The organism is Caulobacter sp. SLTY (assembly GCF_009905535.1).
GTDB lineage: Bacteria > Pseudomonadota > Alphaproteobacteria > Caulobacterales > Caulobacteraceae > Caulobacter.
The window spans coordinates 90,521-104,444 of record NZ_JAAALA010000010.1 but is presented as its reverse complement, the minus strand read 5'-3'; the positions used below and the strand labels follow the sequence as shown (position 1 = coordinate 104,444).

13 protein-coding genes are annotated in these 13,924 nt (G+C 69.6%); 5 read left to right on the top strand and 8 right to left on the bottom strand.

What is annotated here, in order from left to right; all coding sequences use genetic code 11:
• Positions 1-105: 105 nt before the first annotated feature.
• The 3 genes from GVN21_RS07980 to GVN21_RS07970 all read left to right on the top strand — a co-directional run bounded on the left by GVN21_RS07980 (position 106) and on the right by GVN21_RS07970 (position 4,507).
• Positions 106-2,391, top strand: coding sequence for a PBP1A family penicillin-binding protein (locus tag GVN21_RS07980; protein ID WP_166574195.1), 2,286 nt, complete (start codon positions 106-108; stop codon positions 2,389-2,391).
• Between the two features lie 127 nt (positions 2,392-2,518).
• On the top strand, positions 2,519-3,853 hold the full coding sequence (locus GVN21_RS07975) for a hypothetical protein (protein ID WP_166574194.1): 1,335 nt from the start codon (positions 2,519-2,521) through the stop codon (positions 3,851-3,853).
• Positions 3,854-3,859: 6 nt separating this feature from the next.
• Positions 3,860-4,507, top strand: a complete 648-nt coding sequence (locus tag GVN21_RS07970; RefSeq protein ID WP_166574193.1) for an energy transducer TonB — start codon at positions 3,860-3,862, stop codon at positions 4,505-4,507.
• A 9-nt stretch (positions 4,508-4,516) separates the two neighbouring features.
• Here the strand turns inward: GVN21_RS07970 and GVN21_RS07965 are convergent, their stop codons facing one another.
• The 6 genes from GVN21_RS07965 to GVN21_RS07940 all read right to left on the bottom strand — a co-directional run bounded on the left by GVN21_RS07965 (position 4,517) and on the right by GVN21_RS07940 (position 11,076).
• Positions 4,517-5,617, bottom strand: coding sequence for a DUF2336 domain-containing protein (locus GVN21_RS07965; protein ID WP_166574192.1), 1,101 nt, complete (start codon positions 5,615-5,617; stop codon positions 4,517-4,519).
• Positions 5,614-6,270 (bottom strand): hypothetical protein, encoded by a 657-nt coding sequence (locus GVN21_RS07960; protein ID WP_166574191.1) that lies wholly within the window; start codon positions 6,268-6,270, stop codon positions 5,614-5,616. Before GVN21_RS07960 ends, GVN21_RS07965 begins: the two co-directional genes overlap by 4 nt.
• A gap of 73 nt (positions 6,271-6,343) precedes the next feature.
• Positions 6,344-7,111, bottom strand: a complete 768-nt coding sequence (locus tag GVN21_RS07955; protein ID WP_205689983.1) for an ABC transporter permease — start codon at positions 7,109-7,111, stop codon at positions 6,344-6,346.
• Positions 7,108-7,839, bottom strand: coding sequence for an ABC transporter ATP-binding protein (locus GVN21_RS07950; RefSeq protein ID WP_166574190.1), 732 nt, complete (start codon positions 7,837-7,839; stop codon positions 7,108-7,110). Before GVN21_RS07950 ends, GVN21_RS07955 begins: the two co-directional genes overlap by 4 nt.
• A complete protein-coding gene (locus GVN21_RS07945; RefSeq protein ID WP_166574189.1) occupies positions 7,839-8,828 on the bottom strand; it encodes an ABC transporter substrate-binding protein in 990 nt (329 codons plus the stop codon). Before GVN21_RS07945 ends, GVN21_RS07950 begins: the two co-directional genes overlap by 1 nt.
• A 460-nt stretch (positions 8,829-9,288) precedes the next feature.
• Complete coding sequence (locus GVN21_RS07940) at positions 9,289-11,076, bottom strand: ABC-F family ATP-binding cassette domain-containing protein (RefSeq protein ID WP_166574188.1); 1,788 nt, start codon at positions 11,074-11,076, stop codon at positions 9,289-9,291.
• Positions 11,077-11,215: 139 nt separating this feature from the next.
• Between GVN21_RS07940 and GVN21_RS07935 the strand changes: the two genes are divergently transcribed.
• Entirely contained in the window at positions 11,216-11,521 is a 306-nt protein-coding gene (locus GVN21_RS07935; RefSeq protein ID WP_166574187.1) for a hypothetical protein, read from the top strand.
• Here GVN21_RS07935 and GVN21_RS07930 read toward each other — a convergent pair.
• Positions 11,518-11,865 (bottom strand): hypothetical protein, encoded by a 348-nt coding sequence (locus tag GVN21_RS07930; protein WP_166574186.1) that lies wholly within the window; start codon positions 11,863-11,865, stop codon positions 11,518-11,520. The two genes, GVN21_RS07935 and GVN21_RS07930, sit on opposite strands and share 4 nt — an antisense overlap.
• Positions 11,866-12,044: 179 nt before the next feature.
• Between GVN21_RS07930 and GVN21_RS07925 the strand changes: the two genes are divergently transcribed.
• The gene (locus tag GVN21_RS07925; protein ID WP_166574185.1) at positions 12,045-12,326 is read left to right on the top strand and encodes a hypothetical protein; all 282 of its coding nucleotides are present in this window, start codon (positions 12,045-12,047) and stop codon (positions 12,324-12,326) included.
• Between the two features lie 3 nt (positions 12,327-12,329).
• Here GVN21_RS07925 and GVN21_RS07920 read toward each other — a convergent pair whose 3' ends face one another.
• Entirely contained in the window at positions 12,330-13,919 is a 1,590-nt protein-coding gene (locus tag GVN21_RS07920; protein ID WP_166574184.1) for a peptide chain release factor 3, read from the bottom strand.
• Positions 13,920-13,924 lie beyond the last annotated feature (5 nt).

Here is a 13,924-nt window from a genome sequence, read left to right as displayed (position 1 = left end):
GCGTCATAGACCTTTCCGGCGCCGGGTGGATACACTCAGGCGTCGGGGGGGTGGCAGGACTGGTCTACCGCTCAGGCTCGAAATTCGCTCAGGTATCCCGCGCCCGTGTCCAATTCCGACAACAACGACTGGTCCCTCGAACCCTTCAAGTTCCCGGACTCCCAGCCGGCGGAGGAGGATTCCGCGCCGGAACAGGACGAGCCGCCGCCGCGCCGTGAGCGGCCGGTTAAGGAGAAGAAGGTCCGGGAGCCCAAGGTCCGGGAGCCGAAGCCGCCCAAGGTCCGGGAGCCGAAGCCGCCCAAGGTTCGCAAGGAGAAGCCGCCCAAGGCCACCGTCGAGCGCGGCGAGCGCAAGCGCTTCGACTGGGACGGGTTCCGCGCGGGGCTGGGGCGGCTGAAGTGGCTGTGGATCACCCTGCTGGTGCTATTCGTCATCGGGACCGGGGCGGCGGTCGCGGGCGGTGTCTATATCTGGCAGAAATACCTGACCGACGTGCCGCCGCTGCCCGAGCGGGCGGCCCTGTTCGCGGTCAACCGGGCGCCGGGAATCCGGTTCCTCGATCGCGAGGGTGAGCTGATCGCCACGCGCGGGCCGCGCTACGGCGAACGCATCACCCTCGACAAGCTGCCCAGGCATGTGACCCAGGCCTTCCTGGCGGCCGAGGATCGCCGGTTCTACAAGCACGGCGCGCTGGACTTCTATGGCATCAGCCGGGCCGCCTGGATCAACTGGCGGGCCGGACGGACGGTGCAGGGCGGCTCGACCATCACCCAGCAGCTGGCCAAGGGGCTGTTCCTCACGCCTGAGCAGACCATAAAGCGCAAGCTGCACGAGGCGGTGATGGCGCGGCGGCTGTACAAGGTGCTGAGCCGCGACGAGATCCTCGAGCTCTATCTCAACCGCATCTATTTCGGGGCCAACACCTTCGGCATCGATGGGGCGAGCCGCAGTTATTTCGGCAAGCCGGCGGCGGAGCTGAACATCGCCGAAGCGGCGCTGCTGGCGTCCTTGCCCAAGGCGCCCTCGCGGCTGGCGCTGAACAAGAACATGGGCGCGGCGCTGGAGCGCAGCCACCTGGTGCTGGACCGCATGCGGCGCGAGGGCTGGATCACCCGCGAGCAGGAACTGGCGGCCATCGACAGCCCCCCCACCCTGTCGGCCAAGGCGCTGCAGGAAGAGGGGGATATCGGCTACATCCTCGACTACGCCACCACCGAGGCGGTCAAGATCGCCGGGGCCAATGCGCCGGATCTGACCGTGCGGCTGACCATCGACAGCAAGCTGCAGAAGGTGGGCGCCGAGACGGTGCGCAAGGTGCTGGCCACCGACGGGGTCAAGGCCAAGGCCAGCCAGGCGGCGCTGCTGTCGATGAGCAGCGACGGGGCGATCCGGGCCATGGTGGGGGGCACCAATTTCGACGTCGCCCCGTTCAACCGGACCGTCCAGGCCAAGCGCCAGCCGGGCTCGACCTTCAAACCCTTCGTTTATGCGGCGGCGCTGGAGACCGGCCTGTTGCCCAAGGATATCCGCATCGACGGGCCCGTGAAGTTCGGCGACTGGGAGCCGGCCAACTATGGCGGCGGCTATGCCGGGCCGGTGACCATCGAGACCGCCCTGGCCCGGTCGATCAACACCGTGGCGGTGAAGGTTGGCGAAGAGGTGGGCAGCCCGGCAATCGGCGAGATCAGCCGCCGGTTCGGCTTCACCACCATTCCGGGACGGCCCGATCTGTCGGTGACCCTGGGCAGCTATGAGGTCAACCTGCTGGAGCTGACCAGCGCTTTCCAGGTGTTCCAGCAGGCGGGCCAGCGGGTGCGGCCCTACATCATCGAGAGTATCGCCACCCAGGACGGCCAGCCGATCTATTCGCGGGCGGAGCGCCAGGCCACGCCCGTCTACGACATCCAGTACGCCAGCATGATGGTGAAGATGCTCAAAGGCGTGGTCGAGAAGGGCACCGGCACGCGGGCCTCGTTCGGCCGACCAGCGGCGGGCAAGACCGGCACCAGCCAGAACTATCGCGACGCCTGGTTCATCGGCTTCACCCCCGACATCGTGACCGGCGTCTGGGTCGGAAATGACGATGATACGCCGATGGAGCGGGTCGCCGGCGGCGGCATGCCCTCCACCATCTGGCGGCAATATATGGTGGCGGCGCACCAGGGCCTGCCGGCGCGGGACTTCGACTGGCTGCTGCCCGATCCGGAGCCGCAGACCGAGCCCGATCCGCGAAACGGGTTCTATGAGGGGCTGGCGAGCGATTTCAGCCGTCAGGCCGGAGAGCTGGAAATCCTGACGCGGGAGCCGGACCCGGTGATCGAGCCCCCGCCCGGCCAGGCGCCGCCCGGAGCGACCGCGCCGCCGGCCCCAAGCGAGCCCATCCCCTACTGAGTTGGGGATCAAGGTCAGAAAACATGGTTAACGAGTTGTAAACGCCTGCGGTTCGGGGTTTGCTCTGAACCGACGTGAGACCCACCGGACTGTGCCGGAGCGGGACGAAACGTCGGAGCGTCTGGGCATGTTCGATTTCGGTCGGGAACTGGGCAAGGCCGTCCCACGCGATGGGATGACCGGGGGCGACGCCGCCCTGCTCGACCTGTTGGACCTGCGGCTGCTGAAGGCGGAAGCCAAGGCCGCCGATGTGGCCGCCGGCCGCATCAGCGCCAGGGACCCCGCCGCCCGCCAGCTGGAAGCCGCCCTGGTCTGGCGCGAGGTCGCCCGGCGTTCGGGCGATGCGGTGGCCTTGCGCAAGGCCGCGGCCTGCGCCCAGAGCGCCGCCACGAAATTCGAGGCCACGCGCCGGCCGTCCGGCCTCGCCCGGGCGCGGGTTGAACAGGCGTTCTGCGCCCTGCTGGGGGCTGAGCTGTTCGGGGATGAGGGGCTGGAGGCCGCTGTGGCCGCGACCCTGACGCCGGTGGCGAGCGATCCCGGTCCCGCTGGGGCTCTGGCCCTGTGCGGGCTGGCGGGGCTGGCCGGGCGCCGAGCGCTGGCCGGTGGGACGATGGAGGACGCCCTGTCGGCGGCCGCCCGGTTCGAGGCGCCGCTGCGACGGCTGGACCGCGCCGGCAAAGGCAGCGCGTCCCTGCGCCTGGCCGCCGCAGAGCAGCGGGGAGTGCTGGCCGATATCCTGGCCGGCTGCGGCGCGCGGTTGAAGGACCAGCCGCTGATCGATTGCGCCCTGCGCGAACTCAGCCTGGCCCGCGGCCATGTCGATGCGGAGTACGAGCCGCTGATGGCCGCCCGGCTGGACGCCCAGGCCGGCGCCGCCAGCGCCCTGCTGGCCGAGCTGACGGGTGATGCCGGTGCAGCGGCCGACGCGGTGCAGTTGCTGACCGACGCGGTCGAGGCCCTGCCCCGCGACCACAGCCCGCTCGACTGGACCCGCACCCAGGCGCAACTGGGCCTGGCGCTCCAGGTGCTGGGCGAGGCCACCGATACGCCGCGCGCTTTCGAACAGGCGCTGCGCTGCTACGACCGCGCCCATTTCGGCCTGCGCAACCAGACGGCCCTGTCGCTGCAGGCGGCGGTGGCGGCCGGCCGGGCCAACTGCCTGGGCCGGCTGGCGGAGCTGACCGGAGACCTGGCCGTCCTAGACGCCGCGGAGGCTGCCCTGCGGACCGAACTGACCGCCCAAGGCGCCGGCGATCCAACCGCCTGGGCCATGCGCCAACTGGGCCTGGCGCGGCTCTATGAGCTGCGGGTAGAGATCACCGGCCGGGGCGCGAACCGGCTGGAAGGCGCGGCGCTGGCTTATGACGCGGCGCTGGAGGTCTTCGCCGAACAGGGGCTGCGGTCGTTGAGCGACCTTGCGGCGCAGGGGCTTGAACGGATTCGGGAACGGGCCGAAAGCTAGGGGATCATGTTTTCCCTGCTGTTTGCCCTGTTGATGGCGCCCGCCGCCGCGCCCGCGCCGGATTTTGGCAAGCCCGAGTGGACGGCCAGGCCGACCGCCGACCAGATGATCGACGCCTATCCGACCAAGGCGCTGGAACGGGCCTTGGCCGGGCGCGTGGTCATCGAGTGCCGGGCCAGTTCGACCGGCGCGCTGGACGGCTGCAAGGTGGTGTCGGAGAGCCCCGCCAATGCCGGTTTCGCCAAGCCGACCCTGGAACTGGCCAAGCTTTACCAAATGAAGCCTATCGGGCCGGACGGCCTGCCGGTCACCGGCCGCGTGGTCCGCATTCCGGTGGTCTGGACGCCGCCGGGGCGGTTCCTGGCCGACAACGGCCCCTATGACCTGGCGCCGCGCGACAAGCTGCGCTGGCAGGGCCGGGTCCGACCGAGCAAGGCCGTCGGCGATGTCGAGACCATGACCCTGATCTGCCGGATCACCGAAACGGGGCGGCTGTCGCCCTGCGCCGAGCCGGGCAAGCGGCGGGCGTACGACGGGCCGGCGAAATGGACCCTCCGCCAGTTCCAGGCCGAGCCCCTGGACGCGGACGGCAAGCCGACACGCGGTCGTCTGGTGGTGCTGGACTTCCCGAAGGCGGCGTCGAAACTGCCCTGAGCCTTAGGTTCAGGCCGCGACCGCCACATCCCCTGTCCGACGGCGAAGCTGCCAGAAACGCAGGGTGCGTTGGGCCACCTCGAGGGGGAGTTCGTTGTAGAGCTGGCCATACTGGCGGGCACGCATCATCGCGTCGGCTTCGCTGTCGAGGATCAGCACCGCGAAGGTCAGGAACAGGCTGGGCTCGAAGCCGGCCGCCTTGCAGATGATCGACAGGGCGTCCAGCTCGCGCCGCTCGACGATGCGCCGGGCGGTGTGGAAATCGACCTTGGCCAGCTGTGACAGAGCGACCAGGAAGCGGGTCGACTGGCGTCCGCGCAGCAGGGCGGCCAGGGTGCGGGGGCCGAGCTCGCCCCGCGCCGCCATCCCCGCCACTTCGCTTTCGGCCTGGGCATAGTCGGCCGGCAGGGCGCCGTCCTCGGTGGCCAGCTTCTTGCGGCCGCGTTCGAGGGCCGCCTCGAGGGTGGCCGGGTCGATCTCGGCGTTGCGGGCCAGGATCTTTTCGCGAATCTTGGCCTCGGCGACGAAGTAGATCTCGTTGAGCAGATCGACGGGCAGGGCCTTGCGGTTGACCAGGCCCTCCTGCAGGCGCGGACTGTCGGCGGCCTTGTCGACCAGGCGCTCGTGGGCCTCGCGGGAGATGTCGGCGGTGTCGTTGGCGATCAGGACGCTGAGGGTTTCCTCGTCCCCGCGCTCGACGATCACCTCGGAGACGGCGGCGGACAGGCGCGGACGCTGGGAGATGACCTGCAGGTGGCCCTGGCCGCGCGAGCGGGCGACGTCGATCAGGTCGCGTTCGGTCAGGCCGCGGGCGGCGGCCAGAACCGGCCGAGCCACGGAAATCTCGTCATGCGCCAGACGACGCAACAGGCCGCTGGGGGCGTCGGCCCTCCCCGAGATGCGGCCGGACAGCTCGATACGAACCGCCTCCTCCATCTCGCCGGCCAGTTGGGTCAGCACCTGGTCGAACAGGGCCATCTCGGCTTCGGGGTGCTCGCTGCGGGCGAAGAAGGCGTCGGTCAGGCCGCGCAGCAGGTCGCGGCGGCGCTCGCTGGAGCCCTCGTGGGCGAGGTCGATCAGTTCGCGCAGGCGGTTGGGTTCGGCGCTCATTTGCGATCCTTGGCGGCCGGCTTGCGGGGTTGTTCGATGTCTTCCTCCTCGTCCTCGTCCCGCCGATCCTCGCGGGGTTCGGAGAGCAGGCCGGGGTCGAGCGTCACCTCACGGCCGGTGAAGGCGCTCTGGGGCGGGGGCGGGGCAATACGATCGGGCGTGCCGCCGTACTCGCGCACCACCGAATAGGCGCGCGGCGCGCTGTAGGCGGAACCGGCCATGGCCGGGCTGGCGATCGGCGCGGGGCTGGGCGGCGCCGGCAGGGCGGCGGCCGACTGAGGGACATGCCAGGCGGGCGGGGCCTGGGTGATCGGTTGCGGGGCCGGAGCCTGAGGCGCGGGGGTCGGCGCGGTCCGTGGCGCGGCGGCCGGCGCAGTCTGTGGCGCGGGGCCGTCATACAGTCCCGTCGGCAGGCGGCTCTGGACGGGCGCCTGGGGCGCGGGAGTGGCCATCGCCTGCTGGCGAGCGGGCTGCGCCGCCGGGGCTGCGGGCTTGTTCGACCAGTTCAGCATCTGGCCGGTGTAGCCGGAGGTCTCGCGCGGCGAGGCGGCGACGGATTGGCTGGTATTGAGGACGGGATCAGCCCGGCGGGTGGGGCCATAGCGATCCTCCGCCGCCAGGGCGACGCTCGGAAGCGCGAGGAACAACAGCAACAGACCCGACCGCATCGCCCCAAAACCGGCAGTTGATTCAATCGGAGTTTGCGCTTGGCGCCTTAAGGTGGCGCTAACGGCCGCGCCACCAGGCCAGGATTCTGCGCTCCAGGATATCGACCAGCGCGTAGAGCAGCGCCGCCATGACCGCCAGGGTGACCAGGGCGGCAAACACCCGTGCGGTCTGCAGGCGGTTGGCCGACTCGATTATCCGCCAGGCCAGGCCCTGGGCCCCACCGGATCCGGCGACGAACTCGGCCACCACGGCCCCGATCACCGCCAGGGCCGTGGCCACCTTGTGCCCTTCGACCAGGGCCGGGACGGCGGAGGGCAGGCGCAGGCGGGTCAGGGTCTGCCAGCGGGAGGCGCCATAGAGGGCGAACAGGCGTTGCAGGTCCGGGTCGGCGGCCCGCAGGCCGGTGGCCGCGCCCGAATAGATGGGGAAGAAGGCGACAATGGTGGCCAGCACGATGATCGCCCGCTCGGGATGGTCCAGCCCTGTCCAGATCATCACCAGTGGGGCGATGGCGATCACCGGGGTCACCTGGATGGTCACCGCCACCGGCTGGATGGCCTTCTCGACAAAGGGGCTGAGCCCCCCCACCAAGGCCAGTGCGCAAGCGCAGAGGCTGGCGATGGCCAGGGCGTTGAGGGCCATCGACAGGGTGGTCCAGGCGGCATGGGCCAGGGCCGCCCAGTCGGCGATCAGGCTGGTCCAGACGGCGCTGGGGGCCGGCAGCAGGTAGACCGGAACCTCCATCACGCGGCAGGCGATCTCCCAGCCGGCCAGCAGCACGGCGACCAGCGCCAGGGGTGCGATCAGCTCGATGATCCGTCTCATGGCCGCCCTCCGGCCAGCAGGCGCGAAACCGTCTCGGCCGCCTCGCGGAAGCCCGCGGTGGCGCGGAAGCCTTCCGGCCGGGGCAGCGGGCCCTCGATGGCCAGCTCGCCGGCGATGCGGCCTGGCCCGGCGCTCATCACCACCACCCGCCGGGCCATGTAGACGGCCTCCTCGACGTTGTGGGTGACGAACAGGATGGTCGGCTCCAGATCGGCCCACAGGCCGAGGACATCATCGGCCAGGCGCCGGCGGGTGATCTCGTCCAGCGCCGCGAACGGCTCATCGAGCAGCAGCAGGCGGGGGCTGGCCGCCAGGGCCCTGGCCAGGGACACCCGCATAGCCATGCCCCCGGACAGCTGGGCCGGCCGTTTGGTCTCGGCCCCGGCCAGGCCTACGCGGGACAACCAGTCGACCGCCTGGCGGCGGGCCGCCTCACGCGGGGTCCCGATCAATTCGAGGGGCAGGGCGACGTTGGCCGCCGCGTCCATCCAGGGCGCCAGGGTCGGGGCCTGAAAGACCAGGGAGGTCTCGCCCTTGCCGATCTCGCGGACCACGGCGCCACCGCTCGGCTGCTCCAGCCCGGCCAGCAACCGCATCGCCGTCGACTTGCCACAGCCCGAGGGCCCCACCAGGGCGACGATCTCGCCGGCCCCCAGGGCGAAATCAATCGGCCCCAGCACCGGCCTCTCGCCGTAGCGGACCTCGACGTCCTTGAGGGCCGCGATCATCAGGTCTTCAAGAACGCCAGGGTATAGGCGTCCTTGTAGGGCATGTCCTTCGGATAGACTCCCTGGTCCGCCGTCACCTGGAAGAACTCGGCCCAGCGCTGGTCGGTCATGGCGCCGATGCCCAGGGTTTTCGCGTCGCCGCTGTCGATAATGCCGTAGTCGTTCATCACCTTGCGGGCGTGGGCCAGCAGTTCCGGGGTCATTTCCGGGTTGTCCTTGAGGATCAGGGCATCCGCGGCCGACGCGTCGCCGGTCAGGTAGGCCTTCCACCCGATGGCGCTGGCCTCGATGAAGGCGCGAACGGCGTCCGGATTACGGTTGATCAGCTTGTCGGGGGCCAGGACCATCGTGGCGTAGCCGGGGTAGCCCTCGTCGGCGAGCAGGAAGACCGCCGGCTTCATCCCGGCCTCCTTCTCGATGGTGTAGGGCTCGCTGGAGACATAGCCCTGCTGGATGGCCCGCTTGTCGGCCAGGAAGGGGGCTGCGCTGTAGTTGTAGGCGCGGATCTGGCTGTCGGTGAAGCCGTACTTGGCTCGCAGCCAGACCCAGAAGGCCTCCTTCGACGCCGCGGACAGCAGGATCGGCCGGCCCTTCATGTCGGCGATCGACTTGATGCCCTGGTCGGGGTGGGCGAGCAGCACCTGGGGGTCCTTCTGCATAAAGGCGGCGACGGCTTTGACCGGCACCTTCTCCTTCACCAGGTTGAGCGCGATGAAGCCGTTGGAGCCCATACCCAGCTCCACCGCCCCGGCGGCCAGCAGCTGGGGCACGTTGACCCCCGGCCCACCCTGCAGGATCGAGACCTCCAGTCCCCGTTTGGCGTACTCGCCCATGGCCAGGGCCTGATAGAAGCCGCCGTGTTCGGCCTGCGCCTTCCAGTCGGTGGCGAAGCGGATTCGAGTGCGGCCGGGCGGGGTGTCCGGCGTCTTCGAACAGGCGGCGGCGAGCGCGGCCAGACCGGCGCCCAGGACCATGCGGCGTGACGTCATTCCACCCTCCCATGAACTGGGAACAAGGGTAGGTCGCGCGGGGGCGGTCGCCAAGGGGGAAGCCCAAACGAGAAAGAGGGCGAAGCATCCGGTCGCCCGGCGGCCTCACCCTCTTACCCAGATCCCCGAGGGGGTCTGATGGCCGAGTGGTGGTGGCCGGCGTGGGGGTCCAGGTTGCCCTGGTCTTCGCTCCGACCGACCCCTGACCGGTTTCCGAAGGTCTCCCCTCGGTCCTAAAGTCTGGAGCCGTTCCGCTCGCCTGGCCTTCCGGTTTCCCGTCTCGCCCGCGCCGCGGTTCCTCTCGACAAATGGAGTGTGTCCCCACTCCCCCCGGGCCGCAACGGGCAAGATCGGGCGGGCTGTGGGCCGCAGTCGGATCAGATGTGGGTCGGTGGTGGATAAGCCCGTATCGGCGCCCGCGAAGCCTTGCCGGGCAATGGATCGAAGTTATCCACCGTTTTCAGCTGGACAGACTCTCTCGCTTCTCTTCCAGCATCAGCCACTCGTCTTCGGCCCCGGCGAGTTTTGCCCGGGCCGCGTCCATGGCCTTCATGGTGCGATCGAAAGTGGTCGGGTCCCGCGCGTATAGGCCGGCGTCAGCCAGCACCGCCTCAAGCCTGGCGATCTCTGCCGGCAGACTGGCGAGGAGGCCATCCAGCTCCTCCAGCCGCCGCTGGTCCTTGTAGGTCAGCTTGGTCGCCTTCTTGGCCGGCGGCGGCGGGGCGGCCTTCGCGGCGGAGGGCGTGCTGGAGGCCGGCGCGCCGAAGAAGCCTGGGTTCTGGCCGATGAAGACGGCCCAGCCGCCGGGCGTCTCGACCACCTCGCCCCGGCCGTTCAGCCCGATGGTCGAGCCGGCCAGCCGATCAATGAAGTCGCGGTCGTGGCTGACCAGGATCAGCGTCCCCTCGAACCCGGCCAGCAGGTCTTCGAGGAGGTCGAGCGTCTCCATGTCCAGGTCGTTGGTCGGCTCATCTAGCACCAGCAGGTTGGCCGGCGTCGCCAGCGCCCGCGCCAGCAGCAGCCGTGCCCGCTCCCCGCCCGACAGGGTCGAGACCGGCTGGCGCAGCTGAGCGTCGCGGAACAGGAAGTCCTTGGCGTAGCCGGCGACGTGCTTGGGCGTCCCGCCGACCATCACCTGGTCGCCGCCGCCCGGCGTCAGCGCCTCCCAGAGGGTCTCGCCGTTCTTCAACTGGCCACGGGCCTGGTCGATGTAGGCGATCTGCAGGTTGGTCCCGAGGGTCACCGTGCCGGCGTCAGGCTCAATCTCGCCGAGCAGCAGCTTGACCAGGGTGGTCTTGCCTGCCCCGTTCGGCCCGACGATGGCGATCCGGTCGCCGCGCTGGATGCGGGTCGAGAAACCCTTGACCAGAACCTTGTCGCCGAACGCCTTGGACAGCCCCTTGGCCTCCGCCACCCGCTTGCCCGAGGCCGAACCGGCGGCGATCTCCATGTTCAGGCTGCCGCGCTGCTCGCGCAGGAAGCTCGACTTCTGGGCCCGCATGTCCATCAGCCGGCGGCGGCGCCCCTCGTTGCGCGCCCGGCGGCCGGTCACCCCCCGCTGCAGCCAGTGCTCCTCCTTGACCAGGGCCACCTCCAGCCGGCGGAACTCGTCGGCATCGGCTTCCAGCTGTTTGTCGGCCCAGTCGTCGAAGGCGGCGAAGCCCCTGTCGAGCCGGCGCACCCGACGGGTCTCCAGCCAGAAGCAGCGGCTGGTCGTGCGCTCCAGGAAGGCGCGGTCGTGGCTGACGATCAGGGCGGCGCCGCGATAGCTCTTCAGCAGGCCTTCGAGGGTCTCGATGGCCAGGATGTCCAGATGGTTGGTCGGCTCGTCCAGCATCAGGACGTCGGGCTGCTCGGCGAACGCCCGAGCCAGGGCGGCGCGGCGGATCTCGCCGCCCGACAGTCCGGTGGCGGCCTTGGCGGGATCGAGGCCCAGGGCCTCCAGCGCCGCCTCGGCCTCGTGCGGCGCGGCGCCGCCGGCGGTGGCGTAGTCGACCAGGGTATCACCGGCGATCACCGGCTCCTGCGGCACCACGCTGATCCGCGCGCCGGGCGTGACCACCCGCTCGCCGGCGTCGGCCTGGATGGCGCCGATCAACAGCCGCATCAGGGTCGACTTGCCCGCCCCGTTGCGCCCGACCAGACAGGCCTTCACCCCCGGCTCAAGCGCCAAGTCAACCCCATCGAACAGGGTCGTGGCGCCGTCGATCAGACGGACATCTTTCAGGGCAAGAACGGGCGGACGCATGGGCGCGCTGAGTTAGCCGCAGGCAGGCCCGGCGTCGAGGCGAACTTTGCGTCCAGGTGATTCGGTTTTCGGTTGTCGGGCGAGCGCGTCCGCGCGATAGGGTCTTTAACCACAGTCGGGCCAAGGGACGGGACCTGCCATGGCGTTGAAGCTGGTGCGGCCGGAAGAAGAGGCCGTGGTCACCGTGCTGGAGCCGCTGACCGCCGAGATCGTCGAGGCGTTGCGCTATTTCCGGGGCGTCTGCCACCGCAAGCAGGTCATCGAATTCATCGAGGCCGCCCATCGCCGCGCAGGGCGGCCCGTCGGCGAGACCCTGACCGCAGCGATCGTGGCCGCCTTCGAACGCCATCTTGGGACGGGGGCGAGCGACCCCCGTCCTTTCCGCCTGCCGTTCGGCCCCGGGTCGCACCGCTGGGCCCTGAGCGAGACGGCGGTCGGCGCCTAGCTTATCGCGGCTTCCGACTTGCGGGTCGGGATCATTAACTGGCAATCGAGCAGTTCCCGCGAGGCGTTGGCGTCGCGCTGGTCGAACCGTTTGCCGGCCTCCTGGGTCACGCGGTCATAGTCGGCTTCTGCGCCGCGCGGCGACTTCCCGTCCCGCCGGGCCGCATCCATCAGGGCGAAGGCCCAGAACTCGGCGTCCTCGCGCGCCTGGACGGCGCCCTCTGACTTGGCCGTGTCCTCCAGCTGGGACCAGGCCATGGTCAGCCCGGCGCAATTAAGCGACTGCGGATAGGGCGGCGGCCCTTCCGAGACGGCAAGCAACAGGCCCATGGCGATCATAATCATGCCAAGCCCTCCCCGGCCGTATTGAACGGCGAGGCCCCGCGAGCCGTCAAGCGGACCGCCGACATACAGCCCACGCCAGAGTTATACACAGGCTGACAAAAAACCTTCACATTGGCGGAATCGCGCGTACGCTGTGCCTCGAGCCCGGAAGCAACCGTGGCTTTGAGGAGGGCTGGGAGATGATCCTGATTTCGATGATGGCCATGGCGCTGTCGGCCGCCGAAGCCGCGCCGGTGACGGCCAAGGCTCAGGAAGCCCTGGCGCCCCGCGCCGGCCGCGAACTCTATATCTGCGCCAAGGACGAAGCCTCGCGCCGCGCCTTCAAGCGCGAGCATGGCGAGGTGATCTTCGTCTCCGCCCGCGAGGTGGTCGACAGCCGTACGGACGGGACCGCCTGGGCCGCGCCGCGCTGCATCACCCAGAAGGAATACAACCGGCTCGGAAAACTGCTCGGGAAATAGGGGTCAGCCCCGCTCCCGCGTGCGCTGGAACGCCACCTTCGGGTAACGTTCGGCGACGTAGGAGATTTCCCAGGCCGACTTGCCCAGGAACACGGGCGAATCGTCGATGTCGGTGGCCATGGCCGTGCGGTGCTTGGAGCCGAAGTCCTCGATGTCGGCCGCCGTCCCGCCCAGCCAGCGGGCCTCGGCATAGGGCGAGGCCTCGAAGATCACGTCCAGCTGGTACTCGTTGTTCAGCCGATCGGCCATCACTTCGAACTGCAGCTGGCCCACCGCGCCGACGATGAAGTCCGAGCCAAGCTCCGGTCGGAACAGCTGGGTCACCCCCTCCTCGGCCAGGCCCTCCAGCGCCTTCTTCAGGTGCTTGGCCTTCAACGGATCCTTGACCCGCACCCGGCGCAGAATCTCGGGGGCGAAGTTGGGCAAGCCGGCAAAACGCAGAGAGCCGGTCTCCGACAGGCTGTCGCCCACGCGCAGGACACCGTGGTTGGGAATGCCAATGACGTCGCCGGCGAAGGCTTCCTCGGCCAGCTCGCGATCAGAGGCGAAGAACATGATGGGCGCGTTGACGCTCATCTGCTTGCCAGTGCCCTGGCTCTTCAGCTTCATGCCGCGCTGGAACTTGCCGCTGGTCAGGCGGAAGAAGGCGATGCGGTCGCGGTGGTTGGGGTCCATGTTGGCCTGGACCTTGAAGACGAAACCGGACACCTCGGCATCGCCCGGATCGACCGCCATCTCCTGACCGGCCCTCTCGGCCTTCACCGCCTTGGGCGGCGGGGCGAAGGCGCCCAGGGTGGCCAACAGCTGATCGACCCCGAAATGGCGCAGGGCCGAGCCGAAGATCACCGGCGTCATATGGCCTTCCAGGAAGGCCTGGTGATCGAACGGCTTGGAGGCCTCCTGCACGAGCATGGCCCCCTCCTCCGCCTCTTCCCGCTCCTCGGGGTCGAGGTAGGAGATGACCGCGTTGCCACCCATCGGCACGGGGGCGTCGTGCCCCTCCTCACGGTTGCGGTTGTAGGGGATGAAGGTCTCGGCCCGCAGGTCGATCATCCCCTTGAACCGGTTGCCCGAGCCGGCCGGCCAGTAGAGGGGCGCGGGGTCGAGCTGCAGCTTGGTGGCGATCTCGTCGAGCAGCTCGATTGGGTCCAGCGCCTCGCGGTCCATCTTGTTGATGAAGGTGACGATCGGGATGTCCCGCAGGCGGCAGACCTCGAACAGCTTCAGCGTCTGGGGCTCGATCCCCTTGGCGGCGTCCAGCACCATGACGGCGGCGTCGGCGGCGGTGAGAGTGCGGTAGGTGTCTTCCGAAAAGTCTTCGTGGCCCGGGGTGTCGAGCAGATTGAACATGAGCCCGTCGTGGTCGAAGGTCATCACGCTGGCCGACACCGAGATGCCGCGCTCGCGCTCGATCTTCATCCAGTCCGACCGCGTCCGTCGGTTCTCGCCCCGCGCCCGCACGGCCCCGGCCGCCCGGATCGCCCCCCCAGCCAGCAGCAGGTTCTCGGTCAGGGTGGTCTTGCCGGCGTCAGGATGGCTGATGATGGCGAAGGTGCGCCGGCGCGCGGCCTCGGCGGCGGGGGTCATGGACATGGGCG

Coding starts and splice junctions, on each gene's coding strand:
- GVN21_RS07935 (WP_166574187.1), top strand. CDS start 11,216: ATGGCGTTGAAGCTGGTGCGGCCGGAAGAAGAGGCCGTGGTCACCGTG.
- GVN21_RS07965 (WP_166574192.1), bottom strand. CDS start 5,617: ATGAGCGCCGAACCCAACCGCCTGCGCGAACTGATCGACCTCGCCCAC.
- GVN21_RS07920 (WP_166574184.1), bottom strand. CDS start 13,919: ATGTCCATGACCCCCGCCGCCGAGGCCGCGCGCCGGCGCACCTTCGCC.
- GVN21_RS07925 (WP_166574185.1), top strand. CDS start 12,045: ATGATCCTGATTTCGATGATGGCCATGGCGCTGTCGGCCGCCGAAGCC.
- GVN21_RS07945 (WP_166574189.1), bottom strand. CDS start 8,828: ATGACGTCACGCCGCATGGTCCTGGGCGCCGGTCTGGCCGCGCTCGCC.
- GVN21_RS07975 (WP_166574194.1), top strand. CDS start 2,519: ATGTTCGATTTCGGTCGGGAACTGGGCAAGGCCGTCCCACGCGATGGG.
- GVN21_RS07930 (WP_166574186.1), bottom strand. CDS start 11,865: ATGATTATGATCGCCATGGGCCTGTTGCTTGCCGTCTCGGAAGGGCCG.
- GVN21_RS07950 (WP_166574190.1), bottom strand. CDS start 7,839: ATGATCGCGGCCCTCAAGGACGTCGAGGTCCGCTACGGCGAGAGGCCG.
- GVN21_RS07955 (WP_205689983.1), bottom strand. CDS start 7,111: ATGAGACGGATCATCGAGCTGATCGCACCCCTGGCGCTGGTCGCCGTG.
- GVN21_RS07970 (WP_166574193.1), top strand. CDS start 3,860: ATGTTTTCCCTGCTGTTTGCCCTGTTGATGGCGCCCGCCGCCGCGCCC.
- GVN21_RS07940 (WP_166574188.1), bottom strand. CDS start 11,076: ATGCGTCCGCCCGTTCTTGCCCTGAAAGATGTCCGTCTGATCGACGGC.